The 25,448-nt window shown below is 69.7% G+C and carries 20 protein-coding genes; 11 read left to right on the forward strand and 9 right to left on the reverse strand.

What is annotated here, in order from left to right:
• Positions 1–9: 9 nt before the first annotated feature.
• Genes IEX13_RS01420 through IEX13_RS01440 form a run of 5 tightly spaced genes read right to left on the reverse strand, consistent with a single transcriptional unit; the run spans position 10 to position 5,215 of the window.
• Positions 10–1,239 (reverse strand): cysteine desulfurase, encoded by a 1,230-nt coding sequence (locus IEX13_RS01420; protein WP_188660353.1) that lies wholly within the window; start codon positions 1,237–1,239, stop codon positions 10–12.
• Positions 1,236–2,537, reverse strand: coding sequence for a Fe-S cluster assembly protein SufD (gene sufD / locus IEX13_RS01425; protein ID WP_188660356.1), 1,302 nt, complete (start codon positions 2,535–2,537; stop codon positions 1,236–1,238). The genes IEX13_RS01420 and sufD overlap by 4 nt, the downstream gene beginning before the upstream one ends.
• Positions 2,534–3,304: a Fe-S cluster assembly ATPase SufC gene (gene sufC, locus IEX13_RS01430; RefSeq protein WP_188660359.1), complete on the reverse strand. Its 771-nt coding sequence runs from the start codon at positions 3,302–3,304 to the stop codon at positions 2,534–2,536. Before sufC ends, sufD begins: the two co-directional genes overlap by 4 nt.
• 17 nt (positions 3,305–3,321) lie before the next feature.
• Positions 3,322–4,764: a Fe-S cluster assembly protein SufB gene (sufB, locus tag IEX13_RS01435; protein ID WP_188660362.1), complete on the reverse strand. Its 1,443-nt coding sequence runs from the start codon at positions 4,762–4,764 to the stop codon at positions 3,322–3,324.
• A 1-nt stretch (position 4,765) separates the two neighbouring features.
• Positions 4,766–5,215 (reverse strand): SUF system Fe-S cluster assembly regulator, encoded by a 450-nt coding sequence (locus IEX13_RS01440; protein ID WP_188660365.1) that lies wholly within the window; start codon positions 5,213–5,215, stop codon positions 4,766–4,768.
• A gap of 127 nt (positions 5,216–5,342) precedes the next feature.
• Here IEX13_RS01440 and IEX13_RS01445 point away from each other — a divergent pair, with 127 nt between their 5' ends.
• The 5 genes from IEX13_RS01445 (at position 5,343) to IEX13_RS01465 (ending at position 11,465) form a co-directional block, all read left to right on the forward strand.
• Complete coding sequence (locus IEX13_RS01445; protein ID WP_188660368.1) at positions 5,343–5,849, forward strand: SET domain-containing protein; 507 nt, start codon at positions 5,343–5,345, stop codon at positions 5,847–5,849.
• A 96-nt stretch (positions 5,850–5,945) separates the two neighbouring features.
• A complete protein-coding gene (locus tag IEX13_RS01450; protein WP_188660371.1) occupies positions 5,946–8,177 on the forward strand; it encodes a carbohydrate binding family 9 domain-containing protein in 2,232 nt (743 codons plus the stop codon).
• Between the two features lie 340 nt (positions 8,178–8,517).
• Positions 8,518–9,102 (forward strand): GbsR/MarR family transcriptional regulator, encoded by a 585-nt coding sequence (locus IEX13_RS01455; RefSeq protein WP_188660374.1) that lies wholly within the window; start codon positions 8,518–8,520, stop codon positions 9,100–9,102.
• 17 nt (positions 9,103–9,119) lie between these two features.
• A complete protein-coding gene (locus IEX13_RS01460) occupies positions 9,120–10,460 on the forward strand; it encodes a cytochrome ubiquinol oxidase subunit I (protein WP_425489070.1) in 1,341 nt (446 codons plus the stop codon).
• Between the two features lie 12 nt (positions 10,461–10,472).
• Entirely contained in the window at positions 10,473–11,465 is a 993-nt protein-coding gene (locus tag IEX13_RS01465) for a cytochrome d ubiquinol oxidase subunit II (protein ID WP_188660378.1), read from the forward strand.
• 10 nt (positions 11,466–11,475) lie between these two features.
• Here IEX13_RS01465 and IEX13_RS01470 read toward each other — a convergent pair whose 3' ends face one another.
• The 3 genes from IEX13_RS01470 to IEX13_RS01480 all read right to left on the reverse strand — a co-directional run bounded on the left by IEX13_RS01470 (position 11,476) and on the right by IEX13_RS01480 (position 16,090).
• Complete coding sequence (locus IEX13_RS01470) at positions 11,476–11,988, reverse strand: pilin (protein ID WP_188660380.1); 513 nt, start codon at positions 11,986–11,988, stop codon at positions 11,476–11,478.
• 52 nt (positions 11,989–12,040) lie between these two features.
• Positions 12,041–14,077, reverse strand: coding sequence for an elongation factor G (fusA, locus tag IEX13_RS01475; RefSeq protein ID WP_188660382.1), 2,037 nt, complete (start codon positions 14,075–14,077; stop codon positions 12,041–12,043).
• A gap of 153 nt (positions 14,078–14,230) precedes the next feature.
• Positions 14,231–16,090 (reverse strand): sulfotransferase, encoded by a 1,860-nt coding sequence (locus IEX13_RS01480; RefSeq protein WP_188660383.1) that lies wholly within the window; start codon positions 16,088–16,090, stop codon positions 14,231–14,233.
• A 109-nt stretch (positions 16,091–16,199) separates the two neighbouring features.
• On the opposite strand from IEX13_RS01480, the gene IEX13_RS01485 reads away from it, so the two are divergent.
• Genes IEX13_RS01485 through IEX13_RS01495 form a run of 3 tightly spaced genes read left to right on the forward strand, consistent with a single transcriptional unit; the run spans position 16,200 to position 19,039 of the window.
• On the forward strand, positions 16,200–16,628 hold the full coding sequence (locus IEX13_RS01485; RefSeq protein ID WP_188660386.1) for an OsmC family protein: 429 nt from the start codon (positions 16,200–16,202) through the stop codon (positions 16,626–16,628).
• A complete protein-coding gene (locus tag IEX13_RS01490) occupies positions 16,621–17,334 on the forward strand; it encodes an alpha/beta hydrolase family protein (protein WP_188660388.1) in 714 nt (237 codons plus the stop codon). The genes IEX13_RS01485 and IEX13_RS01490 overlap by 8 nt, the downstream gene beginning before the upstream one ends.
• Positions 17,335–17,383: 49 nt before the next feature.
• Positions 17,384–19,039, forward strand: coding sequence for an amidohydrolase (locus tag IEX13_RS01495; protein WP_188660390.1), 1,656 nt, complete (start codon positions 17,384–17,386; stop codon positions 19,037–19,039).
• Positions 19,040–19,049: 10 nt separating this feature from the next.
• Here IEX13_RS01495 and IEX13_RS01500 read toward each other — a convergent pair whose 3' ends face one another.
• Positions 19,050–19,922, reverse strand: coding sequence for a PhzF family phenazine biosynthesis protein (locus IEX13_RS01500; protein WP_188660393.1), 873 nt, complete (start codon positions 19,920–19,922; stop codon positions 19,050–19,052).
• A gap of 129 nt (positions 19,923–20,051) precedes the next feature.
• On the opposite strand from IEX13_RS01500, the gene IEX13_RS01505 reads away from it, so the two are divergent.
• The 3 genes from IEX13_RS01505 to murD are packed head-to-tail and all read left to right on the forward strand — an operon-like array spanning position 20,052 to position 25,381.
• Complete coding sequence (locus IEX13_RS01505; protein ID WP_188660396.1) at positions 20,052–22,676, forward strand: bifunctional aspartate kinase/diaminopimelate decarboxylase; 2,625 nt, start codon at positions 20,052–20,054, stop codon at positions 22,674–22,676.
• Positions 22,669–24,021: a UDP-N-acetyl-alpha-D-muramoyl-L-alanyl-L-glutamate epimerase gene (gene murL / locus IEX13_RS01510; RefSeq protein ID WP_188660399.1), complete on the forward strand. Its 1,353-nt coding sequence runs from the start codon at positions 22,669–22,671 to the stop codon at positions 24,019–24,021. The genes IEX13_RS01505 and murL overlap by 8 nt, the downstream gene beginning before the upstream one ends.
• The gene (gene murD / locus IEX13_RS01515) at positions 24,002–25,381 is read left to right on the forward strand and encodes a UDP-N-acetylmuramoyl-L-alanine--D-glutamate ligase (protein WP_188660402.1); all 1,380 of its coding nucleotides are present in this window, start codon (positions 24,002–24,004) and stop codon (positions 25,379–25,381) included. Before murL ends, murD begins: the two co-directional genes overlap by 20 nt.
• Positions 25,382–25,448 lie beyond the last annotated feature (67 nt).

Genomic DNA, 25,448 nt, shown 5'->3' on the forward strand with positions numbered 1-25,448 from the left:
GTATTGGGGTCAAAGCAGGAGTTTGCGGACTTTTTCGATGCCAAGCGCGAGCTTTTCCACTTCCGCTTCGGTGTTGTAGAAAGCCAACGAGGCGCGGCAGGTGGCCGGAACACCGAAATGCGCCATCAGCGGGTGCGCGCAGTGGTGCCCCGAGCGCACGGCGATGCCCTCGAGGTCGAGCAGGGTGGCCAGGTCGTGGGCGTGCGCGCCGTCGACCAGGAAACTGATCACCGCGGCCTTGCCCGGCGCGGTGCCGAGGATTCGCAGGCCTTCGATCGCGGACAGGCGCTGGGTGGCGACGGCCAGCAGGGCCCGTTCGCGGGCCTCGACCTCGGCCATGCCGATCGCCGACAGGTAGTCGGCGGCCGCGCCCAGGCCGACCACGCCGGCGATGTTGGGCGTGCCGGCCTCGAACTTGTGCGGTGGATCGTTGAAGGTGGTGCCTTCGAAGCGCACTTCCCTGATCATCTCGCCGCCGCCCAGGAAGGGCGGCATCTCGCGCAGGTGCTGGCGACGGGCCCAGAGCCCGCCGGTGCCGGTGGGGCCGAGCATCTTGTGGCCGGTGAAGGCGTAGAAGTCGCAGCCCAGCAGCGGGATGTCGACGGCGCGGTGGGGCAGGGCCTGGGAGCCGTCCACCAGCGTCACCACGCCTTGCTTGCGCGCCAGGCGGCAGATTTCCGCCACCGGGTTGACCGTGCCCAGCACGTTCGACACATGGGTGAAGGCCAGCAGCTTCACTTCGCCGGTGAGTTTGGCGCGCAGGTCGTCCATGTCCAGCGAACCGTCGGGCGCCAGTTCCACCACGCGCAGGCTGGCGCCGGTGCGTTCGCAGACCAGCTGCCAGGGCACGATGTTGGCGTGGTGCTCCATGCGCGTCAGCAGGATGACGTCGCCGGTCTTTAGCCGCGGCAGCGCCCAGCTGTAGGCCACCAGGTTGATGCCGAAGGTGGTGCCCGAAGTGAGGATGAGTTCGTCGGCCGGCACGTTGACGAAGGCGGCCAGGCGGCGGCGTGCGCCTTCGTAGGCCTCGGTGGCCTCGCTGCCCAGCGCATGCACGGCGCGCGAGACGTTGGCGTTGTGCTCGCGGTAGAAATCGTCCATCGCCGCGATCACTTGCTGCGGCTTTTGCGAGGTGTTGGCCGAATCCAGGTACACCAGCGGCTTGCCGTGCACTTCGCGGCTGAGTACCGGGAAGTCGGCGCGCAGGCGCGACCAGTCCGGGGAACTGGCCGCCTTCATGGCGTCTTCCCGGGCGTGCCCAGGCGCGCGGCGACCGTGTCGCCCAGCAGCCGGGCCAGGTCGGCGTCGTCGAGCACCGCCAGTGGTTCGCGCAGGAAGGCCTGCATCAGCAGCACCCGTGCCTGCGCCGCGGGCAGGCCGCGGCTGCGCAGGTAGAACAGCGCGGTTTCATCCAGGCGGCCGACGGTGGCGCCGTGCGCCGCCTTGACTTCGTCGGCGTGGATCACCAGCACCGGCTGGCTGTCGATTTCGGCGGAGTCGGACAGCAGCAGGTTCTTGTTCGACAATTCGGCTTCGCTGCCGTCGGCGCCGGCGCGGATCTGGATGCCGCCGTGGAAAACGGCGCGGCCGCGCTCATCGGCCAGGCCACGCCAGGGCAGTTCGCAGCGGGTGTCGCGGGCCTGGTGGCGGATGCCCAGGCGGGTGTCGAGGTGGCGGCGGCCATCGGCCAGCAGCACGCCGCCGGCGTGCAGCGCCGCGCCTTCACCCTGCAGGTCGACGTTGAGTTCGTGGCGGGACAGGCCGGCGCCAAGTTCGAGGTCCACGCGGCGGTACAGCGTGTCCGAGGCCAGCACGGCGTCGGTGCGGGCGAACAGCGTCGCGCCGCCGTCGTCGTTCTGCAGGCGGGCATGGCGCAGGCGGGCGCCGCCGGCCAGGTGCACGTGCATGAGGTGGTTGACCAGGTTGCGGTGGGCGCCGGCACCCAGGTGGTGTTCGACCACGGTGAGCGAGGCGCCCTTGCGCAGTTCGACCAGGTGGCGCAGGTGCGCGGCCTGGTCGGCACCGGCGGGGGCGCCGACGAAGACCAGGTGCAGCGGCGTCGCCACGGTGGCGCCGGCCTGCACGCGCAGCAGCACGCCTTCGGTCGCCAGCGCGGCGTTGAAACGGGCGAAGGGTTCGTCGGCGCGTACGTAGCGGCGCGCCAGCACCGACACCGCGCGCGGGTCGTCGCCGGCCAGGGCCTGCGACAGCGGGCGCAGTTCGACGCCCTCGGGCAGGGCGTCGAGCTGGCTCAGGCCGGCGTCGAAGCGGCCGTTCACGAACACCAGCCGCGGCGCGGGAATGTCCGCCAGCAGCGCCGGATCCGGTGCGTTCGTTTGCGCATCCGAGGCGAAGCCACGGTTGGCCAGCGCCCGCAGCGAGGTGTATTTCCAGGCCTCCACGCGGGCGCCGGGCAGGCCGTCGGCCAGCGCCGCGGCCAGTGCCGCGCGGCGCGAATCGCCCAGGCCCTGGGCGTCCACCAGCGCCGGCGGCAGCGTTTCGAAACCCTGCCGGAAGGAGTCGACCAGGGCACTCATGGCGCTGCCGGTGCCTGCGGGGCGATCCGGTCCCTGACCCAGGAATAGCCGTGGGCTTCGAGTTCCAGCGCCAGTTCGGGGCCGCCCGATTCGACGATGCGGCCCTCGGCCAGCACGTGCACGACGTCGGGCTTGATGTAGTCGAGCAGGCGCTGGTAATGGGTGATGACCAGGAAGGCGCGGTCCGGCGAGCGCATCAGGTTGACGCCGTCGGCCACGGCCTTGAGTGCGTCGATGTCCAGGCCCGAGTCGGTTTCGTCCAGGATCGCCAGCTTCGGCTCGAGCAGGGCCAGCTGGAAGATTTCGTTGCGCTTCTTCTCGCCGCCGCTGAAACCTTCGTTGACGCCGCGGTGCAGCAGTTCGTCCTTGAGGTCGAGCACGGAAAGCTTCTCGCGCACGCGCTTGAGGAACTGCATGGAGTCCAGTTCCTCCTCGCCGCGCGCCTTGCGCTGGGCATTGAGCGCGGTGCGCAGGAAGTAGGTGTTGTTCACGCCGGGGATTTCGACCGGGTACTGGAAGGCCAGGAACACGCCGGCGGCGGCGCGCTCCTCGGGCTCCAGCGCCAGCAGGTCGCGGCCTTCGAGTTCGACCGAACCTTCGGTGACCTCGTATCCCTCGCGGCCGGCCAGCACGTTGCCCAGCGTGGACTTGCCGGCGCCGTTGGGTCCCATGATGGCGTGGACCTGGCCGGGGGCGAGATCGAGGCTGAGCCCCTTGAGGATCTCCTTGCCGCCGATGCTTACGTGCAGGTTGTTTATCTTGAGCATGTTCATTCCAATCCTGGTTATCCGACGGCGCCTTCCAGCGACACCTCGAGCAGCTTCTTGGCTTCCACCGCGAATTCCATCGGCAGTTCACGGAACACCTGCCGGCAGAAGCCATCGACGATCATCGACACCGCGTCTTCTTCGCCGATGCCGCGGCTGAGGCAGTAGAACAGCTGGTCCTCGCTGATCTTCGAGGTCGTGGCCTCGTGTTCGACCGTGGCCGTCGGGTGCTTGACCTCGATGTAGGGGAAGGTGTGCGCGCCGCACTTCTTGCCGATCAGCAGGCTGTCGCACTGGGTGTAGTTGCGGGCGTCGGCGGCGGTTTTTTCGATCTTCACCAGGCCGCGGTAGGTGTTCTGGCCGCGGCCGGCGCTGATGCCCTTGGAGATGATCTTGGACTTGGTGTTCCTGCCCAGGTGGATCATCTTGGTGCCGGTGTCGGCCTGCTGGCGATGGTGGGTAAGGGCCACCGAATAGAACTCGCCGACCGAGTCGTCGCCCTTCAGGACGCAGCTGGGGTACTTCCAGGTGATCGCCGAACCGGTTTCGACCTGGGTCCAGGAAATCTTCGAGCGGTCGCCGCGGCATTCACCGCGCTTGGTGACGAAGTTGTAGATGCCGCCCTTGCCGTTCTCGTCGCCGGGATACCAGTTCTGCACCGTGGAGTACTTGATCTCGGCGTCTTCGAGCGCCACCAGCTCGACCACCGCCGCGTGCAGCTGGTTTTCGTCGCGCTGGGGCGCCGTGCAGCCTTCGAGGTAGGACACGTGGCCCTTGTCCTCGCAGATGATCAGGGTGCGCTCGAACTGGCCGGTGTGGCCGGCGTTGATGCGGAAGTAGGTGCTCAGCTCCATCGGGCAGCGCACGCCCTTCGGGATGTAGACGAAGCTGCCGTCCGAGAACACCGCGGAGTTCAGCGCCGCGAAATAGTTGTCGCCGGTGGGCACCACGGTGCCCAGGTACTTGCGCACCAGCTCGGGGTGTTCCTTGATGGCCTCGGACATCGAGCAGAAGATCACGCCCTTCTCGGCCAGTTCCTTGCGGAAGGTGGTGCCGACCGACACCGAGTCGAACACCGCGTCCACCGCCACGCCGGCCAGCTTGGCGCGTTCATGCAGCGGCACGCCCAGCTTGTCGTAGGTGTCGAGAAGTTCCTGCGGCACTTCCGACAGCGACTTGTAGCGCGGGCCCTTGGGCGCGCTGAAGTAGCTCAGCGACTGCAGGTCGATGGGGGCGATCTCGAGCTTGGCCCACTCGGGCATCGGCATGGTGAGGAAGTGCCGGTAGGCGGCCAGGCGCCACTCGGTCATCCACTCGGGTTCTTCCTTCTTGGCAGACAGCGCGCGCACGATGTCCTCGTTGAGGCCGGGCGGGAAGGTGTCCGATTCGATGTCGGTGATGAAGCCGGCGTCGTAGCGACGCGCCAGCCGTTCGTGGATCTGTTGGTTTTCGATGGCCATGTCAGCCTCCTGCCGGCGCCAGGCGTAGGGGAATGGCCCGGCGCGCCGGCGCTGCCGGCAGCATCTGGGCCAGGGTGATGCCGCCGAGCGCTTCGGCGATGACGTCGTTGATCCGGCGCCAGTGGACCTGGACGCCGCAGTGGGGTTCGTGTTCGCAGCTGGAGTGCTCGCCCGAACATTCGGTCATGCCCAGCGGGCCTTCGATGGCCTCGACGATGGCGATGAGCGGAATATCGGCGGCCGGCCGCGCCAGCCGGTAGCCACCGGTGGCGCCGCGGAAGCTTTCCACCAGCCCGGCGTGGGCCAGGGGTTTGAGCACCTTGGCGACCGTGGGTGCCTCGAGCCGGGCCAGTTCGGCCAGTTCGGCCGAGCTGTGCACGCGGTCGGGCGCCCGGGCCAGGGCGACCAGGATGACGGTGGCGTAATCGGTTAGCTTGGTGACGCGGAGCATGGCGTCGGCCTGGCGTTCGAATCAGGACCGAAATTGTACTCTTTTGATCGGGCCGGCTCAATAAACGGGGTGTGAAGCAGGCCGCGCTTCGGGGACAATACCGGCCCCACGACCGTTGGACCCCCGCATGCCCAAGAAGATCGAAGCCCGCCGCTCCGCCATCCATGGCAACGGCGTCTTCGCCACCGACCCGATCGCCAAGGGCGAGCGCGTGGTGCGCTACAAGGGCCTGCTGCGGACCCACGACGAAGCCGACGAGGTCTACGCCGACGACCCCGACACCGGCCACACCTTCCTGTTCACGCTCAACGACAAGTACGTCATCGACGCCAACGTCGACGGCAACGACGCGCGCTGGATCAACCACAGCTGCGAGCCGAACTGCGAAGCGGTCTGGGAAGAAAGCGACACCGGCAAGAAGCGCAAGGACCGGATCTACATCGAGGCCATGCGCGATATCGCTGCCGGCGAAGAGCTGACCTACAACTACGGGATCACCCTGGCCGAGGCGCATACCGCCAAACAGAAGGCGATCTGGGCCTGCCGCTGCGGCTCGGCCAAATGCACGGGCACGATGCTGCAGCCCAAGACCAGCAAGAAGAAGGCCGGGAAGAAGGGCAAGAAAAAGGCCTGATGCAGCAAGGCGCCAAAACGTTTCCATGACCAATGGGCCTGCCGGCCCCGGTTACAGCCGCCCATGCTCCGGCGGCGCCTCCACCACGGAATACCCATGTCCTTGTTTCGCTGCCTGCCCGCGCTGGCCCTGGCCGCCGCCAGCCTGCCTGCCGCCGCCGTCACCATTGACGGCCGGATCGATGCGGCCGAATGGGCGCAGGCACGCCATGTCACCGAGTTCGTTCGGGTACAGCCCATTGACGGCGCCGAACCCGCGCTGCGCACCGAAGCCTGGCTGCTGGCCACGCCCCAGGGCCTGGCCGTCGCCTTTCGCGCCGAGCAACCGCCGGGCGTGCCGCGCACCACCCAGCGCACGCGCCGCGACCAGGGCGGGGCCCTGGACCGGGTGAACCTGATGGTGGACTTTGACGGCGATGGCCGCACCGGCTACGACTTCATGGTGACGGTGGCCGGCGGCATCAGCGACGAAGTGATCACCAGCGAGCGCAACTTCAACACCGACTGGGACGGCCACTGGCACCGCGCCGTGCAACAGGACGAACAGGGCTGGTCGGTCGAAATGCTGGTGCCCTGGCACGTGGCGCCCATGGCCCGGCCCGAGGGCGGCGAGCGCACCCTGGGCATCTACCTCGACCGCGTGGTCGGCAGCACCGGCGAACGCTACGGCTGGCCCTACATCAGCTTCCAGAACCCGACCTTCCTGTCCGAATTCCACAAGGTCCGGGTGCCGCACTACGAACAGTCGCTGATCGCGGTGACGCCCTACGTGGTGGGCGTGCACGACGCCGTCGGCGGCGGCAGCGACTTCGACGCCGGCGCCGACCTGTTCTGGAAGCCCAACGGCCAGTTCCAGCTTTCGGCCACCCTCAACCCCGACTTCGGCCAGGTCGAAAGCGACGACCTGGTGGTGAACTTCGGCGCGGTGGAAACCTTCTTCGGCGACAAGCGGCCGTTTTTCACCGAAAACCAGGGCCTGTTCGACGTGCCCTTCGGCGCCGGCAACAGCCGCCTGCTGTACACGCGGCGCATCGGCGGCCCGGCCGACGACGGCAGCGGCGCTGGCGACGTCACCGCGGCCGTAAAACTCAACGGCAGCCTGGGCCAGGTGCGTTATGGCCTGCTGGCGGCGATCGAAGGCGACGAGGTCGGCCGCGACTTCCACGCGCTGCGCGCCACCCGCGATTTCGGCGACCAGGACCTGGGCGTGATGCTGACCCGGGTTGACCGGCCCTTCCTCGACCGGGTGGCCACGGTCTATTCGGCAGACCACCTGTGGACGCCGGATCCGGCCTGGGTGGTGCGCACCCAGGCAGTGGCCTCTTCGGTGCAGCAGGCCGGCGAAGAAACCGGTGACTTCGGCTGGCAGCTTCGCGCCGACCACGCGCTGGGCGACGGCTGGCGGCAGCAGCTGTACCTGCTGCACCTGGGCGATGAGCTGCAGCTCAACGACATTGGCTTCCTCGACCGCAACGACTTCAACTACGTGCGCTACGAACTGGCGCGCCGGCGCAGCGGGTTCCCCGAGGATTCGAAATACGCGTCCTGGGAGACGCGCTGGGCCGTGTCGAACCGCCGCAACGGGCAGGGCACGGTGATCGCGGAAGCGGCGGCGATAAGCCGCTATGCCGAGCGCCGCGACGGAGGCACCGAATTCTGGGAAGCCGCGGCCTGGTCCAGTGGCCACGACGACCTGATCACGCGCGGCAACGGCGTGCTGCGCGTGCCCGAAAAGCTGTTCCTGTTTTGGGAGCGATCGCGGCCCCGGCAGGGCGCCTGGAGCCTGTACGGATCGGCGCGCGCGGCGGGCGAGGGGCTGGAAGGCGCCAGTGGCCTGGGGCTGGAACTGGCCGTCCAGCCGACCCTGCACCTGAGCGACAGCCTGTCCCTGCAGGGCCGGCTGTCCTACCAGCACGCGCCGGACTGGCTGCTGTGGCGCGGCGGCGACCGCCTGGGCAGCTTCCGCGCCGACACCGCGCGCCTGGCCCTGAACCTGCAGTGGCAGCTGGGTCATCGCCAGGAACTGCGGGTGAAGTTCGAAACCATCGCGCTCGACGCCCGCCTGCGCCAGGCCTGGCAGGTGGGCCCCGGCGGCCGGCCGGTGCCGACCAGCGATCCGATCCCGGACTTCAGCCTGGCCAACCTGGGCTTCCAGGTGCGCTACCGCTACGAGCTGGCGCCGCTGTCCGACCTCTACGTGGTCTACGGGCGAGGCGGGGCGCTGCTTGAAGACGGCAGCCGGCCGCTGGCCGAGCTGCTGGGGGACGCGACCAGCCTCAGGGATGCCGAACAGCTGCTGGTCAAGCTGAGCTACCGCTTCGCCAACTGATCCGCCTTGCCCTGCGGGCAAGCAACGCCTCGGTTCGTGATCGGTTCGCGGGTGGAGGCAGCGTGCAGTCGCCCTGGCCGACACGCCGCAAGTACGTCCCTGTAGGCTCTTCGTCGACATCCATGTCTCCGAAGGTCGGCCAGGGCGACTGCACGCTACCTCCTCGAAGGCGTTCGGCGACCGGCAGGCAAGCAAGGGCAGGGCATCCGCAGCAACCTCGAAATCAGGGGGCTGGGTGTCAGGCGGTGATGGTTGGCTGAACGGTCCTGCCACATGGCTTGTCTTGCCGCCTTGATCTGGGTCTAATGTTTCAGAAATTTCTGAAACTTGAGGCATCGCCGTGGACCTTCCCCCGCTCAGCCAGGCCTTCGTGCTGCATTTCGGTGAAATGGGCAGCCGCTGGGGCATCAACCGGACCGTGGGGCAGATCTACGCCCTGCTGTTCATCTCCGCCCGGCCGCTGACCGCCGACGAGATCACCGACCGGCTGGGCGTCAGCCGCTCGAACGTCAGCATGGGCCTGAAGGAGCTCTCGTCCTGGCGCCTGGTGCGCCTGAGCCACCAGCCGGGCGACCGCCGCGACTTCTACGCCGCGCCCGAGGACGTCTGGGCCATCTTCAAGACCCTGGCCGAAGAGCGCCAGCGGCGCGAAGTGGACCCGACCCTGTCGATGCTGCGCGACGCGTTGCTCGAAGCCCCGGACTCGGCCGAAGAGCGCCACGCCCAGGCGCGCATGCGCGAGATGCACGACCTGATCGAGCAGCTCACCGACTGGTTCGCCGAAGTGCGCAAGCTGTCGCCGGCCACGCTCGAGAAGCTGATGGCCCTGGGCACCACGGCGACCAAGCTGCTGGACATGAAGGAACGCCTGCTCGGCGGCCCCGACAAGACGCCGCCCGCCGACCCGACGCCGGAGATCCGCTGATGGACGCCGGCGGCGCCATGGACGCCCTGATGCTGGCGCGGGTGCAGTTCGCGGCCAACATCAGTTTCCACATCCTGTTCCCGACCATCACGATCGCGCTGGCCTGGGTGCTGCTGTTCTTCAAGCTGCGCTACCTGCGCACCCGGGATGAAAAGTGGCTGTCGGCCTATTTCTTCTGGGTGAAGGTGTTCGCGCTGAGCTTCGGCATGGGCGTGGTCAGCGGGGTCACCATGAGCTTCCAGTTCGGCACCAACTGGCCGGGCTACATGAACACGGTGGGCAACATCGCCGGCCCCCTGCTGGCCTACGAAGTGCTGACCGCGTTTTTCCTGGAAGCGGGCTTCCTGGGCATCATGCTGTTCGGGCGCAAGCGCGTGGGCGAAGGCGTGCACACCCTGGCCACCGTGCTGGTGGCGGCCGGCACCACGCTGTCGGCGTTCTGGATCCTGGCGCTCAATTCGTGGATGCAAACGCCGGTGGGCTTCGAGATGATCAACGGCCAGGCCCACCCCACGGACTGGTGGGCGATCGTCTTCAACCCGTCCTTCCCCTACCGGCTGGCGCACATGCTGCTGGCTTCCGGGCTGACGGTGGCCTTCCTGGTGGCGGGGCTGTCGGCCTTCCGCTGGCTGCGCGGGGACCGCGGGCCCGATGTCGCCGCAACGCTGCGCACCGGCGTGCTGATGGCGGCGCTGCTGATCCCGGTGCAGATCTTCGCCGGCGACCTGCACGGGCTGAACACGCTCGAGCACCAGCCGGCGAAGGTGGCGGCCATGGAAGGCATCTGGGAGGACCAGCGCGGCGCCCCGGCCCTGCTGTTTGGCTGGCCCAACGAAGCCGAGCGCCGCAACGACTACGCCCTGGGCATCCCCGGCCTGGCCGCGCTGATCCTCACCCACGAGCTCGACGGCGAGCTCAAGGGCCTGGACAGCTTCGAAGACCATCCGCCGGTGCCGGCGGTGTTCTGGGGCTTCCGCGTGATGGTCGGCGTCGGCGTGCTGATGCTGCTGGTGTCCTGGCTGTCGGCCTGGCAGCTGCGCCGCCGCGGCGAACCTTCGCCCTGGCTGGCGCGGGTGCTGGTGGGCATGAGCTTCTCGGGCTGGGTGGCGACCCTGGCCGGCTGGTACGTCACCGAAATCGGCCGCCAGCCCTGGCTGGTGACCGGCGTGCTGCGCACCGCCGACGCGGTGTCGGCCACACCTGCGCCGATCGTGGGCGTAAGCCTCACCGCCTACCTGATCATCTACCTGGTGCTGCTGGCGGCTTATGTGTCGGTGCTGTTCCACCTGGCCAGCAAGGGCGGCGCGACCGTCGCCCCACCGATCACCGCCGCCCGCGGCGAACCCGATGAAACCTGACCCGGAGGTCCCATGGACGCCTGGCTGCCGCTGATCTTCATGGGCCTGATGGCCCTGGCCATGCTTGTTTACGTCGTGCTCGACGGCTACGACCTGGGCGTGGGCATGCTGGTGCCCTTCGCCGACAATCCCGGCAAGGACCGCATGGTCGCGTCCATCGGGCCGTTCTGGGACGCCAACGAAACCTGGCTGGTGCTGGGCGTCGGCCTGCTGCTGGTGGCTTTCCCGGTGGCGCACGGGGTGATCCTGGGCGCGCTGTACCTGCCGGTGCTGGTGATGCTGCTGGGCCTGATCCTGCGCGGCGTCGCCTTCGACTTCCGGGCCAAGGCACACGACGAACACCGGGTCCTGTGGAACGCCGCCTTCAGCGTCGGCTCGCTGGCGGCGGCGCTGGCGCAGGGCTACATGGTCGGGCGCTACGTCGTCGGCTTCGAAACGGGCGTCGGCCCGACGCTGTTCGCGATCTTCATCGGGCTGTGCCTGGCCGCCGGTTACACGCTGCTGGGCGCGACCTGGCTGCTGCTGAAGATGGAAGGCCCGCTGGTCCGGCAGGCGGCCGGCTGGGGCTGGTGGGCGCTGTGGCTGACCGGCCTGGGCATCGCCGCGGTGTCGGTGGCCACGCCCTTCGTTTCGCCGCGCATCTTCGAGAAGTGGTTCGCGCTGCCCAACTTCTTCCTGCTGATGCCCGTGCCGCTGCTCACCGCCGGCCTGTTCGCGCTGTGCGAAAGCCACCTGCGGCGCATCCGCCGCGGCGGCAAGGGCCGCGACTGGGTGCCGTTCGCGGCGGCCATCGGCATGTTCGTGCTGGCCTTCTCCGGCCTGGCCTACAGCGTCTATCCCTACCTGGTGATCGACCGGATCGAGTTCTGGGACGCCGCCGCCGCGCCGGGCTCGCTCAAGATCATCCTGGTCGGCGCGCTGGTGACGCTGCCGATGATCATCGGCTACACGATCTTCGCCTACCGCGTGTTCTGGGGCCGCAGCACCGAGCTGAGCTACGAATAGGCGCGATAGCTCAGCGGCAGTTCGGCAGCCGGGTCGCGGCGGCGTAGTTGCTGGCGCGGCAGTTCCACACCAACTGGCCGTCGGGCTGCACGGTCGGGCTGAGGCGGATGACGCCGCCGCGCGCCACGTGCGGCTTCATCGCGACGGCGACTTCGCCGAAGGGATGCACGCTGATCGCGGCCACCGGGCCGCCTTCATAGTCATCCGGATAACCCAGGCCCAGCTGCGCGAGGTTGCGCGGCCAGGTGCCCTGGTCGGCATAGAACTGGTCGACCGCGGCCTGGATCGGGCGCGCGCGTTCGATGGCGTCGGCGGCGCGGGCCTGTTCCGGGCTCAGCGGCGCCGGCCCGATGGCCGTGGTGTCCATCGGCAGGGGCTCGGGGCGGTCCGCGGGCGCGGACTCAGGCGGGGCCTGGTTGTCGGCCGTGGGCACCGTGGCGTAGTGCACCGCCACGCGGTAGGCGACCAGGGCCAGTACGACGCTCAGCACCAGCGCGACGAAGAGGGGAGCAACACGTTTCATCCGACACCTGCAAGGCGCGACCAAAGGGCTCGCGCCTGCAGTCTAACCGCCATCAGTCGTCGTCGTGTCGAGGCCGGTAGGCCTCCATCAGCTGTCTCTGCACGCCCAAGGGCACCGGCTCGTAGTGGCTGAACTCCAGTTCGTAGCGGCCACGGCCGGCGGTGGCGCCCTTGAGCTCGGTGGCGTAGTCGGTCAGTTCCGACAGCGGCACCTGGGCCTTGACCAGCATTTCGCCGCCGCGGCCGGCGTCGGTGCCGTGGATACGCGCGCGCTTGCCGGCCAGTTGCCCGGTGATGTCGCCCATGTGTTCCTCGGGCACGCTGACCACCAGGTCGACGATGGGTTCGAGCACCTGCGGCCGCGCCTTGAGGATGGCGTCGAGGAAGGCGCGTTTGCCCGCCGCCACGAAGGCCACTTCCTTGGAGTCGACGCTGTGGTACTTGCCGTCGTACACCGTCACGCGCACGTCCTGCAGCTGGTAGCCGGCGATGGCGCCGCCGTCGAGCACCTGGCGCACGCCTTTCTCCACCGCCGGGATGAACTGCCCGGGGATGGTGCCGCCCTTGACGGCATCGACGAACTCGAAGCCGCGGCCGCGTTCCAGCGGTTCGATGCGCAGGTACACCTCGCCGAACTGCCCGGCGCCGCCGGTCTGCTTCTTGTGCCGGTAGTGGCCCTCGGCGGGCGCGCCGATGGTTTCGCGGTAGGCGATGGAAGGCGGCCGGGTGGCGACGGCGACGCCATAGCGTTCGCGGATGCGTTCAAGCATCACCCGCAGGTGCAGTTCGCCCAGCCCGCGGATCACGGTTTCATTGAGCTCGGCGTCGTGTTCGACCAGGAAACCCGGGTCTTCCTCGGCCAGCTTGTGCAGGGCGGTGGCGAGCTTCTGTTCCTGGCCGCGGGTGCTGGCCTCGACCGCCAGGCCGAACATGGGTTTCGGGAAATCCAGCGGCCTGAGCCGGATGTCGTCCTCGTCGTGGCTGTCGTGCAGCACGGCGTCGAAGTGGATGTCCTCGACCTTGGCCACGGCGGCGATGTCGCCGGGTATGGCCTGGTCGATTTCAACGTGGTCCTTGCCCTGCAGCTTGAAAAGATGCCCGGCCTTGAACGGCTTGCGGCCGTCGTCGATGAACAGCTGGCTGTCCTTGCGCACCGTGCCCTGGAAAACGCGGAACACGCTGAGCTTGCCGACGAAGGGGTCGTTGACGATCTTGAACACATCGGCGACCACGTGCGCGTCGGCATCGGGCGCGGCTTCGAAGGGCTGGCCGTTTTTCTCGAAGGGCGGCGGGTTGCCCTCCATCGGGTTCGGGAACAGCTTTTCGGCCAGGTCCAGCAACTCCGTCACGCCGACGCCGTTGCGCGCGGAAACAAAACACACCGGCACCAGGTGGCCTTCGCGCAGGCATTGTTCGAAGGCGTCGTGCAGGGCCTGGCCGGACAGGCCTTCTTCGCCGTCCTCCAGGTAGCGTTCCATGATCTGTTCGTTGATCTCGACCACCTGGTCGACGATGCGCTGGTGCGCGTCGGCCACCGGGCCCAGGTCGGAGTCGCCGGTGGGGTTGAAGAAGCAGTCGACCACGCGCGTGCCCTTGTCGGCCGGCAGGTTGATCGGCAGGCATTCGGGGCCGAAGGCTTCGCGCAGTTCTTCAAGCAGCACCGGCAGGTGGCCGGGGTCGACGTCCATCTTGTTGACCACCAGCACCCGGCACAGGTTGCGCGCCCGGGCGTACTCCATCATGCGCCGCGTGCCGTATTCGACGCCGGTGGCGGCGTTGACCACCACGGCCACGGTTTCCACCGCCGAAAACGCCGACAGGGTCGGGCCGCGGAAATCGGGATAGCCGGGCGTATCGATCAGATTGACGTGGATGCCGGCGTGGTCGGTGCTGGCGATGGCGGTGTTGAGCGAATGACCGCGGGCCTTTTCCATCGGGTCGAAGTCCGACACCGTGCTGCCGCGTTCGAGGCTGCCTGCCGCGGGAATCGCGCCGCCGGCAAACAGCAGGGCTTCGAAGAGGGTGGTTTTGCCGGCGCCTGAGTGGCCCGCCAGGGCCACGTTGCGGATCTGCTGAGTGCTGTAGGACATGAGGCCGTTCCTCCCGTGCGTGGGTGGTTGGGCCGTCATGGTCGGCGGCGCGATGGCGCTGCCTTATCGGTCGTCGAACGCGACCGCGCGTCGGTCATGGCGGACGCCCGGCCGGGGCCGGGGCGACTAGACTTCCACTCCGGCCGCCCCGGGTCAACCGGCGGCGCGCGCGGCCCGGTCGACGGTGGCCTGGATGGCCGCCAGGCGCGGTTCGATATCGCTGGCGTGCTTGCGCCACTTGTCCGGCGCCGGGGTGGTGAGCGTATAGCGCGACAGCGGCAGCACGCCGCCCAGGTCCTGGTCCCAGCCCCAGCCGGCCCAGGCGCCCAGGCGCTCGACGGTGCCCTGGGGGTCGGCCAGGAAGCGGTCGTGGTCGACGCCGGTCCAGTGCGCGCCGTCCAGCGCCTGCAGGTCGTCGAGCAGGACCCGGGTGGCGGTTTCCCACTGCCGGGTGACGATGTCGGCCAGGGGCTGGCCGGACAGCTCGCGCCAGCCGGGCACCAGCAGGAAGGACCAGGGCAGGCCCTGCCAGCCGGGCAGGTTGGGGTACATGACGAAGCGCCCGGACTGCCAGCCTTCGATCATGCTGGCCAGCACCTGGCGAGGATCGCGGTGCAGGTAGATGAAACGGGCGTCCGGGAACACCGCACGCAGGAACGGAATGCGCAGGGCGTTTTTCGGGGTTTTCTCGAGCAGGCGCACCGCGGCATCGCCCGGGGCGTGGCCGTCGCGGTCGCGCAGGGCGTCGAAGAAACGCTGCTGCAGCTGGGCAATCACCTCCGGCGTGGCGTCCTGCGCCTGCAGCCGGTTCGAATCATGGCCGCGCTGCGAGGGCGCCAGGCCGGGCACGCCTTCGATCAGGCTGTGGCTTTCGTCGCCGATGCTGAAGACGCCGGGCGCCTTGACCAGTGTTTCGAACAGCAGCGTGGATCCCGAACGCGGCGGGCTGACGATGAAGACCGGTCGTTCGAAACGCGCGGCGCCGGCCTGCCGGCGCACGGTGGTGGGCGCGGCCGCGCCGGGCAGCGCCGGCGCGTCGCCGTGCACGTCCTTGCGCGCCACCTGGTTGGGCGCGCCCTGGTCGCCCAGGGCGACGCCGAAGACGTACATGTCGAGCATGTACATCAGTCCGACTTCGTTGCGCAGGCCCACTTCGCCGGCGCCGCGGGCCAGGGCGTCGGCACGGCCCTGTTCCAGCAGCTCGCGGTAGCGCGGCCAGCCGGCCTTGTCCTCGCCGAAGGCCGACCAAAGCGCGTGCCAGCGCCGGGAAAAATCCAGCAGGCCCTGCTGCACGACCGCCAGGCGCGGGTGCGGCACGGCTTCGCCGAGCAGGAACACGAAGTGCTCGCGGATTTCCCAGGGGGTCATCACCACGGGCAGGTTGACCGATTCGAAGTCGATCGCGACCTCGCCGGTGCCGGCCAGTGGCACCGGGCGCGGCTGCCAGCCCGGGATGCTGCGGCCCGCGGGCCGGCCGCGCGAGATCAGGTCCCACAGGCCGGCGCCGCCGACGGTGTCGGCGACCAGGTGGATGCGGGTGCTGTCGTTGCCGTTGATCACGCGGTGGCGCGACCAGGTGTCGAAGATCCAGCACTCGCCGGCCTTCATGTTGGTTTCCGCGTCGCCGACCTGGAACCGCACATCGGCGGTGGTGGTGATTGGCACGTGCACGCGCATGCGTTCGCGCCAGTAATAGTTGGTGTCGACGTGGGCGGTGACTTCGGCCTGGCCGGAAAGCCGCATCAGGCGGGAACGGCCCCAGGTGGCGCCGAGCGCGGCCATCACTTCCTTCACCCGGGGCAGGCGCTCGAGCGCGGGGGTCGGGCGCATGTCGCCGGCCAGGTCGTCGTTGTCCGGGTCGCCGCCGGTGGCGACCAGCGTCAGGGCGCTGTTGCCGGGCAGTTTGTTCGGATGCGGGCGCCAGTGCGATTGATCGACCTGGGCGATTTCACGGGCCAGCGCTTCGGCGTCGAAAGAGACCGGCAGCTGGACGAAGGGAACCTGGATTTTCATGTCCGGCCCATGGTACCGGCCACGCCGCGGACCGGCCAATGCCGGGCGCCGGGGCGGCGTAGACTGCAGGGCCCCGGCCGCAGCACGGCCCGCCGACAGGAGCAGCACCATGGGATTCAAGCGCCACGCCACCGCCCACTGGGAGGGCAACCTCGAAACCGGCCAGGGCCGCATGAGCACGCCGCAGAGCGGCCTGTTCGACGGCACCCGCTATTCGTTCAAGACCCGCTTCGGCGACGAGAAGGGCAGCAACCCCGAGGAACTGCTGGCCGCCGCCCATGCCGGCTGTTACTCGATGGCGCTGAGCTTCATTCTGCAAAACGCCGGCCACACCGCCGAACGCATCGATACCCGCGCCGACGTGCAGATGGAAATGACGCCCGGCCCGCATGCCACCGGCGTGCACCTGACGGTGTCGGCGAAGGTGCCCGGGCTGTCGGCCGATGAGTTCGCCGGCTTCGCCGACAACGCCAAGGAAAACTGCGTGATCTCCAAGGCGCTGGGTATTCCGGTCACGATGGACGCCAAGCTTGCCTGAACCCTTCCGCAGCGCGGTGTTCGTTCACGGCGCCGGTGCCGGCGGCTGGGAATGGACCGCGTGGGCACGTGTTTTTGAAGCGGCCGGACTGTCGGTGGTCGCGCCCGACCTGCGCGCCGCGCCGGCCGGCCTGGCGGCCACGACGCTGGCGGACTATTCCGCCCAGGTGGCGGCGTGGCTGGACGCCGTCGCGCGGCCGCGGGTACTGGTCGGGGCCAGCCTGGGCGGCCTGCTGGCGGCGATGAACGCAGGCATGGCCGATGCGCTGGTGCTGGTCAACCCGATGCCGCCACGGGGCCTGCCCGATGCGCCGTGCCGCCCGGCGGTGGTGCCCTGGGGCCGTTCGGCTTCGCTGGCCGGCACGCGTCGTGCCCTGCCGGGCGCGGAGGACGCCGCGGCGCTGTTCGCCTTCCGACGCTGGCGCGATGAATCCGGCGCCGTGCTCAACCGGGCCCAGGCCGGCGTCGCGCTGGCCAGGCCCCCGGTTCCGGTGCTGGTGGTCGTTTCCGAAGCCGACCAGGACGTGCCGGCGCAGATTTCGATGGACCTGGCCAAAGCCTGGGACGCCACCGCCTGGCACGTGCCCGGCGGCCACGTCGACCCCCTGCTGGGCCGCAACGCGCCGGCCCTGGCCGAACGCAGCTTCTCCTGGCTCACAAACCTGACAATGGGGTCAGAGAACATTAACGTTTCAAAAAGCGTTTGAAACGTTAATGTTCTCTGACCCCATTCTTGGGATTGCCTGGGAGGTGTCGATGCGCCGGATTTGCCTGTTGATCAGCCTGGCTGCGGCCAGTGGCCTGGCCCATGCCGAAGGCGAACACCTGCTTGTCGCCAAGCGCATCCATACCGGCGATGCAGGCGCGCCCGTTGCCGAGGCCATGGCCTGGGACGCGCAGGGCAGGCTGCTGGCGATCGGGTCGGCACGGGCGCTGTACGATCGCTACCCGGATGCGACCCGCCATGACGCCGGTGACGCCACCGTCGTGCCCGGCCTCGTGGATGCCCATGCCCACCTGATGAACCTGGGCTTCGCCCTGCTTCGCGCCGACCTGGTGGACGCGGCCAGCAAGGACGAAGTCATCCGGCGCCTGCAGGCCTTCGAGGCCACGCTGCCCGAAGGCGCCTGGCTGCTGGGCCGCGGCTGGGACCAGAACGACTGGCCGGGCAAGCAGTTCCCCACCGCCGCCGACCTGGACTCCGCTTTCCCGGACCGCCCGGTCTGGCTCGAACGCGTGGACGGCCACGCCGGCTGGGCCAACAGCGCCGCGCTGCGCGCCGTCGAACGCGACCTGGCCGGCGACTGGCAGCCCGACGGCGGCCGTATCCTGCGCGACGACGCCGGACGCGCCACCGGCGTGTTCATCGACACCGCCGCCGCGCTCGTGGACGCCGTGGTGTCGCAGCCCGACGACGCCCTGCGCGCCGAGGCGCTGGAGCGCGCGCTCGCCGCCGCCGTGGCCAACGGCCTGACCGGCGTGCACGACATGGGCGTGTCCCTGGCCGACCTGCAGCTGATGCGCGGTTTCGCCGACGCCGGCAAGCTGCCGCTGCGCATCCGCGCCTACGCCAACGGCGACGCCGCCGCCCTGGACGCGCTGTGCGCGATGGGTGCCTACGAACACGCTTCCGGCCGCCTGGCCATGCGCGGCGTGAAGTTCTACGTGGACGGCGCGCTGGGCAGCCGTGGCGCCGCGCTCATCGAGGATTACAGCGACGAACCCGGTCACCGTGGCCTGCTGGTGACCGAACCGGCCGCGTATGCGGCGGGCGTGGCCAAGGCCCGAGGTTGCGGCATCCAGCCGGCCAGCCACGCCATCGGCGACCGCGGCAACCGAATCGTGCTCGACACCTATGCCGCCGTCCTGGGCGACCAGGCGGACGGCGACCACCGCTGGCGCATCGAACACGCCCAGGTCGTGCACCGCGACGACCTGCCGCGTTTCGCCAGCCTCAAGGTCATCGCCTCGATGCAGCCCACGCACGCCACGTCCGACATGCCCTGGGCCGAAGCCCGGGTTGGCCGCGAACGCCTGTACGGCGCCTACGCCTGGCAGCGCCTGCGCGCGCTCGGCGTGCCGCTGGCGCTGGGCTCGGATTTCCCGGTGGAATCGGTGGACCCACGCCTGGGCCTGTATTCGGCCGTGACCCGCCAGGACCGCGACGGCAAGCCGCCGGGCGGCTGGCTGCCCGACCAGAAGCTTTCACCGGACCAGGCGCTGCAGGGTTTCACCGCCGGCGCCGCGTTCGCGTCGTTCGACGAGGAAAACATCGGGCGCCTGGCGCCGGGTTTGAGCGCCGACTTCGTCGTGCTCGACGCCGACCCGCTGTCCGTCGATGCCTCGCGCCTGCCGGCGCTGAAGGTGGTTTCAACGTGGGTGGACGGCCAGGCCGTATACACCGCCGACTGAAAACCGCCTTCTACCAGTCGAGGGTGCCGCGCACGACGGTCTGCACCTGCCCGCCCGACCAGACTTCGCCTTCGGCGTCCACCTGCAGGTAAAGGCGGGCGTCGTGGCCGACTTCGCGGCCCTGGCTGACGACGTAGTCGCCGTTGGCGTGGGGCAGGGCGCCGGCGTGGTGCAGCCAGGCCGCCAGGGTGGCGTTGGCGGCGCCGGAGGCGGCGTCTTCCACCTGCGCCGGCTGGCCGACGAAGGCGCGCACGGCCAGGTCGTGGTCGCCGCCGGTGCAGCGGGCATAGACACACAGCCCCATGGCTTCGGTGTCCGCGGCCAGCAGGGCGATCTCCGCCCAGGGCGGCGTCAGCGCGCGCAGCGAGGCTTCGTCGCGCAGTTCGGCCAGCCACCAGCGACGGCCGCCGTCCATCAGCACCGGCGGCAGCGCGCCCAGGGGCAGGCCGGCCAGCACCGGCGCCAGGCGCGGGTCGTTGGCCTGGCCGGTTTCGAGCACCCGGGCGCGCGGCGCCCGCACCGCCAGGCGGCGTTCGCCGCCGTCGCCCTGCACCCGGATCGGCAGCAGGCCGACGGCGCATTCCTGCACCAGCAGGCCGTCGCGCGGCGCCGCCAGGCCGGCGTCAAGCACGGCGTGGGCGCTGCCGATGCTGGGGTGGCCGGCGAAGGGCACCTCCCGGCGCGGGCTGAAGATGCGCAGCCGGTAGCTGGCTTCCGGCGTCGAAGGCGGCAGCACGAAGGTGGTTTCCGGCAGGCGGGTCCAGCGGGCGATGGCCTGCATCGCGGCCTCGTCCAGCGAAGCGGCGTCGAACACCACCGCCAGCGGATTGCCGTCGCCCGGCCGGGCGGCGAAAACGTCGAGTTGTACGAACGGGTAGAGCATTCGGGGGCTTCCTGCCCGGGGAGTGGCGAAGATTAGCAGCCCGCCGGTGAATCACCCCTCCACGCCCTTGGTTTACACTCGGCGGGCCCGTGCCCCGCGCACCGGCGTCCCCCAGCCAGAACCCTGACCATGACTCCTGCCGCGCCCGCCGCCGGTGCCGTCGCACCGGATTGGATCGTCCTGAAGTTCGGAGGCACCTCGGTGTCCCGACGCCATCGCTGGGACACCATTGGCGCGCTGATGAAACGGCGCGCGTCCGAAGAGGGCGCGAAGGTGCTGGTGGTGGTGTCGGCCCTGTCGGGTGTCACCAACGAACTGCAGGCGATCTGCGACGGCCACGCCGACGCACCCGGCACCGCCGCGCGTTTCGATGCGCTGGCCTTGCGCCACCGCGACTTCTGCCGCGACGAACTGGGCCTGGACCCCGACGCCGTGCTGGGCGAACGCCTGGCCGCGCTGCAGGCGCTCGCCGCCGACCCGCGCCGCGCCAGCGGCGACCTGGCCTGGCAGGCCGAGGTGCTGGGCCAGGGCGAACTGCTGTCTTCGACGCTGGGCGTGGCCTACCTGCGTTCGCAGGGCCTGGACGTGGGCTGGACCGATTCGCGCGACTGGCTGGCCGCGCGCGCGCTGCCCAACCAGAACGACTGGGCGCGCCGGCTGTCGGCGTCCTGCGACTTCGAAGGCGACGCCGCCCTGCGCGCCCGCTTCGACGCCGCCGGCCCGGCGCTGCGCATCGCCCAGGGTTTCATCGCACGCGCCGAAGACGGCGGCACGGCGATCCTGGGCCGCGGGGGCTCAGACACGTCGGCGGCCTACCTGGGCGCGTTGCTCAAGGCCCGGCGCGTCGAGATATGGACCGACGTGCCCGGCATGTTCAGCGCCAATCCGCGCCAGGTGCCCGAGGCGCGCCTGCTTTCGCGCCTGGACTACGCCGAGGCCCAGGAAATCGCCACCACCGGCGCCAAGGTACTGCACCCGCGCTGCATCCACCCTTGCCGCGAGGCGCGCGTGCCGCTGTGGATCCGCGACACCACCCGGCCGGACATGCCCGGCACCGTCATCGATGCGTCGGCCACCACCGTGCCCGGCGTCAAGGCGATCAGCTCGCGCCGCGGCATCGTGCTGGTGTCGATGGAAACCATCGGCATGTGGCAGCAGGTGGGCTTTCTTTCCGACGTGTTCGAGCGCTTCAAGGCGCATGGGCTGTCGGTGGACCTGATCGGTTCGTCCGAGGCCAACGTCACCGTGTCGCTGGACCCCAGCGACAACCTGGTCAGCACCAACGTGCTCGACGCGCTGTGCGCGGACCTGGGCCAGGTCTGCCGGGTGAAGGTGATCGCGCCCTGCGCCGCGGTCACCCTGGTCGGGCGCGGCATGCGGTCGCTGCTGCACAAGCTGTCCGACGTCTGGGCCGAGTTCGGCCGCGAGCGCGTGCACCTTATTTCGCAGTCATCGAACGACCTCAACCTCACCTTCGTCCTGGACGAAGACCTGGACGAGGACATGCTGCCGCGCCTGCACGCGCTGCTGGCCCAGTGCGGCGCGATGCCGGTGACCGAGACGGCCGTGTTCGGGCCCAGCTGGCGCAGCCTCGACAAGCCCGCGCAAGGCCGCCCGCAGACCTGGTGGCAACGCCTGCAGCCACGCTTGCTGGACGCAGCGAAGGCCGGCACGCCGCGCTACGCCTACCACCTGCCGACGGTGCGCGAACGCGCCCGCGAACTGATGGACGTGGCGGCGATCGACCGTCGCTTCTACGCGCTCAAGGCCAATCCGCATCCCGATATCCTGCGTACGCTGGAAGCCGAGGGGTTCGGCTTCGAGTGTGTTTCCCAGGGCGAGCTCGACCACCTGTTCGGCGTGCTGCCGACCCTGGCGCCGGACCGCGTGCTGTTCACGCCCAGCTTCGCGCCGCGGCGCGAGTTCGAGGCGGCGCTGGCGCGCGGCGTGTTCGTCACGCTCGATTCGCTGGTGCCGCTGCAGCAGTGGCCGCAGCTGTTCAAAGGGCGTGACATCGTGCTGCGCGTGGACCCGGGCTTTGGCCAGGGCCACCACGAAAAGGTGCGCACCGGCGGCAAGGACGCCAAGTTCGGCCTGGCCGCGGAATCGGTGCCGCAGTTCGCGGCCGCCGCCCGCGCCACCGGTGCCCGCATCACCGGCCTGCACGCGCACATCGGCAGCGGCATCCACGACGCCAGGCACTGGCATACCGTGTACGCCAGCCTGGCGGCGATCGCCGAAGGCATCGGCACGGTGTCCTTCATCGACGTCGGCGGTGGCCTCGGCGTGGCCTACGACCCCGACGCCGCGCCCTTCGACCTGGTCGCCTACGGCGCCGCCCTGGCCGAACTCAAGGCGGCCTATCCGCACTACGCGCTGTGGGTGGAGCCGGGCCGTTACCTGGTCGCCGAAGCCGGCGTGCTGCTGCTGTCGGTCACCCAGGTGGTGGACAAGCAGGGCCAGCGCCGGGTCGGCGCCGACGGCGGCATGAACGCCCTGATGCGGCCGGCGCTTTACGGCGCCTGGCATGAAATCGTCAACCTGAGCCGGCCGGATGCGCCGCCGGGCCCGCCCTGCGAAGTGGTCGGCCCGGTCTGCGAATCGAGCGACGTGCTCGGCAAGCAGCGGCGCCTGCCCGAAGCCACCGCCGAAGGTGACGTGCTGCTGGTCGGTCACGCCGGCGCCTACGGCGCGGTGATGGCCAACCGCTACAACCTGCGTGCCTTGCCGCAGGAGGACGTGATCGATGACTGACTTCGACCCGGGCGCGGTGCGCGCCTTCCGCTTCCTGGACTGCCGCTTCGATGCCGACACCGGCGAGGCGGGCCTGGACTATGCCTTCGACGACGGCCCGGTGATGACCGAGGTGCTGCGTTTCCCGGGTGCGCCGTTCGCGCTGGACGGCGAACGCGCCGCCGCGGTGCAGCGGGCGCTGCGGCTGCTGCACCTCGTGGCGGGCGTGAGTTACTACAAGGCGGCGGTGCCGGCGGAAATCCGCATCGAGGCCTACGACATCGATGCCGGAACGGCGGCACTGCTGACGTCGGTCTATGAAAACGGGCTGGGTGAGTTCGCCTACCGCAACGGGCTGTCGCTGCGCGGGAAGATCGTTTTCCCGGCCCGGGGCAGTGCCGCCCCGGCGCCGCCGGCGGGGCTTTCCGAACACGCCGTGGTCGCCATCGGCGGCGGCAAGGACTCCCTGGTCAGCATAGAAGCCCTGCGCGCCGCCGGCGTCGCGCAAACCGTCACCTGGGTCGGTGGCTCGCCGCTGATCGCCGCCTGCGCCGCGCGCACCGGCCTGCCCACGCTCAACATCGGGCGGGCGCTGTCGCCGCTGCTGTTCGACCTCAACCGCCGCGGCGCGCTCAACGGCCACATCCCGGTGACGGCGGTGAACTCGGCCATCCTGGCCCTGGCCGCGCTGCTGCACGGCCACGACCAGGTCGTCTTCTCCAATGAACGCTCGGCCAGCTATGGCAGCCTCATCCCCGGCACCGGCGAGGTGAACCACCAGTGGTCCAAGGGCTGGGAGTTCGAGCGCGACTTCGCCGCCCACCTGCGCTCCCACGTCGCCGCCGACCTGCGCTATTACTCGCTGCTTCGGCCGTTCTCGGAGCTGGCGGTGGCGCGCCAGTTCGCGCGCATCGACCACTACGACGCGTACTTCTCCAGCTGCAACCGCAACTTCCACCTGTTGGGTGAACGCCCGGCGCAGCGCTGGTGCGGGGTCTGCCCGAAATGCCACTTCGTGTTCCTGGCGCTGGCGCCGTTCATGCCCAAGCCGCGGCTGATGGGTATCTTCGGCCGCAACCTGCTCGACGAGGCCGACCAGGCCCCGGGCTTCGACGCGCTGATGGAGTTCCGCGACCACAAGCCCTTCGAGTGCGTGGGCGAGGGCCGGGAATCACGCGCGGCCATGGAACTTCTGGCCAACAGCGCGGCCTGGCGCGAGGATGCGCTGGTGAAGCGCTATTCCCGCGAAATCCGCCCCCAGCTCGACCCGGCCGACCGGGGGCTGGCGTCGCTGCTCGAACCCTCGGATGATCACGGCATCCCCGGCGCCTTGTGGGAGCGTCTGCGTGCGAATTTCGGAGCTTGAAGGAAAACGGGTCGCGATCTGGGGCTATGGCCGCGAGGGCCGTTCGGCGCTGGCGGCCCTGCGCTGGCGGCTGCCCAGCCAGCCGGTAACCGTGTTCTGTTCGCACGACGAAGCCGAACCCCTGCGCGACATGCAGGACCCGGCCCTGCGCATCGAAACCAGCGTCAACGCCGACATGCTGGCCGAACACGAGGTGGTGGTTAAGTCGCCGGGCATCAGCCCCTACACTTCGCCGGCCGCCGACGCCGCGCTCAATGGCGTGCGTTTCATCGGCGCAAGCGGCCTGTGGTTCGCCGAGCCCGCCGCCGGCAAGCGCATCTGCGTCACCGGCAGCAAGGGCAAGTCGACCACCACGGCCCTGCTGGCCCACCTGCTGCGCGCCTCCGGGGCGCGCACCGCGCTGGCCGGCAACATCGGCCTGCCGCTGCTTGAACTGCTGGACGTGCAGCCGCCGCCGGCGTACTGGGCGATCGAACTGTCGAGCTACCAGACCGGCGAAGCCAGCGACGTGGACGTGGCGGTGGTGCTGAACCTGTTCCCGGAACACCTGGACTGGCACGGCAGCGAGGCGCGTTATTACGCCGACAAGCTGGCCCTGGTCACCCGCGCGGCGCCCCGGATGGCGGTCCTCAACGCCGGAGATCCCCGCCTGGTGGAGCTCGACGTGCCGCCCTCGACCAAGGTGCACTGGTTCAACCACGCCGACGGCTGGCACCTGCGCGAGGCCATGGTCTACCGCGGCGAACAACCGGTGCTCGATGCCCGCCACGTGCCGCTGCCCGGTCGCCACAACCGCCTCAACCTGTGCGCGGCGCTGGCCACGGTCGAAGCCCTGGGCCTGGATGCCGTCGCGCTGGCGGCTTCCGCGGCCAGCTTCCGCGCGCTGCCGCACCGCCTGCAGTCGCTGGGCCTGCGCCACGGCATCGAGTCGGTCAACGATTCGATCTCGACCACGCCGCAGTCCACCATCGCCGCGCTCGACTGCTACCGCGGTCGCCGGGTCGCCCTGCTGGTGGGCGGCTATGACCGCGGCCTGGACTGGGGCGTGTGCGTCGAACGCATTGCCGCCGAACCGGTGACCGCCGTGGTGACCATGGGCCAGAACGGCCCGCGCATCCACGAAAAGCTCAAGCCGCTGGCCCAGGGGGGGCGCTTCATCCTGGCCGAGGCCGAGGAGGTCAGCGAGGCGGTGAAACTGGGCCTGCAGGCGCTGGGTCACGACGGCGTGCTGCTGCTGTCGCCCGGCGCGGCAAGCTTCCCGCGCTACCGCGACTACATCGACCGTGGCCGGCATTTCGCCAAGGCCGCCGGCTTCGACCCCGACCTGATCAACACCATCCCCGGCCTCGGCGTCGCCTGAAAACCGGGGCCAGAGTCGACTTTTCATCGGGCTTTAACGGCAACGGGCACAGCATCGCGAAAAGTCG

Origin of the sequence: Arenimonas soli (assembly GCF_014643775.1) — a bacterium.
Lineage (GTDB): Bacteria > Pseudomonadota > Gammaproteobacteria > Xanthomonadales > Xanthomonadaceae > Arenimonas > Arenimonas soli.

Bases quoted from the DNA above. Each gene is read 5' to 3' on its own strand.
- IEX13_RS01500 (WP_188660393.1), bottom strand. From the start codon at position 19,922: ATGCTCTACCCGTTCGTACAACTCGACGTTTTCGCCGCCCGGCCGGGC.
- IEX13_RS01505 (WP_188660396.1), top strand. From the start codon at position 20,052: ATGACTCCTGCCGCGCCCGCCGCCGGTGCCGTCGCACCGGATTGGATC.
- IEX13_RS01495 (WP_188660390.1), top strand. From the start codon at position 17,384: ATGCGCCGGATTTGCCTGTTGATCAGCCTGGCTGCGGCCAGTGGCCTG.
- IEX13_RS01480 (WP_188660383.1), bottom strand. From the start codon at position 16,090: ATGAAAATCCAGGTTCCCTTCGTCCAGCTGCCGGTCTCTTTCGACGCC.
- murL (WP_188660399.1), top strand. From the start codon at position 22,669: ATGACTGACTTCGACCCGGGCGCGGTGCGCGCCTTCCGCTTCCTGGAC.
- IEX13_RS01470 (WP_188660380.1), bottom strand. From the start codon at position 11,988: ATGAAACGTGTTGCTCCCCTCTTCGTCGCGCTGGTGCTGAGCGTCGTA.
- sufB (WP_188660362.1), bottom strand. From the start codon at position 4,764: ATGGCCATCGAAAACCAACAGATCCACGAACGGCTGGCGCGTCGCTAC.
- sufD (WP_188660356.1), bottom strand. From the start codon at position 2,537: ATGAGTGCCCTGGTCGACTCCTTCCGGCAGGGTTTCGAAACGCTGCCG.
- IEX13_RS01485 (WP_188660386.1), top strand. From the start codon at position 16,200: ATGGGATTCAAGCGCCACGCCACCGCCCACTGGGAGGGCAACCTCGAA.
- IEX13_RS01445 (WP_188660368.1), top strand. From the start codon at position 5,343: ATGCCCAAGAAGATCGAAGCCCGCCGCTCCGCCATCCATGGCAACGGC.
- IEX13_RS01440 (WP_188660365.1), bottom strand. From the start codon at position 5,215: ATGCTCCGCGTCACCAAGCTAACCGATTACGCCACCGTCATCCTGGTC.
- IEX13_RS01460 (WP_425489070.1), top strand. From the start codon at position 9,120: ATGGACGCCCTGATGCTGGCGCGGGTGCAGTTCGCGGCCAACATCAGT.
- fusA (WP_188660382.1), bottom strand. From the start codon at position 14,077: ATGTCCTACAGCACTCAGCAGATCCGCAACGTGGCCCTGGCGGGCCAC.
- IEX13_RS01420 (WP_188660353.1), bottom strand. From the start codon at position 1,239: ATGAAGGCGGCCAGTTCCCCGGACTGGTCGCGCCTGCGCGCCGACTTC.
- IEX13_RS01465 (WP_188660378.1), top strand. From the start codon at position 10,473: ATGGACGCCTGGCTGCCGCTGATCTTCATGGGCCTGATGGCCCTGGCC.
- IEX13_RS01450 (WP_188660371.1), top strand. From the start codon at position 5,946: ATGTCCTTGTTTCGCTGCCTGCCCGCGCTGGCCCTGGCCGCCGCCAGC.
- sufC (WP_188660359.1), bottom strand. From the start codon at position 3,304: ATGCTCAAGATAAACAACCTGCACGTAAGCATCGGCGGCAAGGAGATC.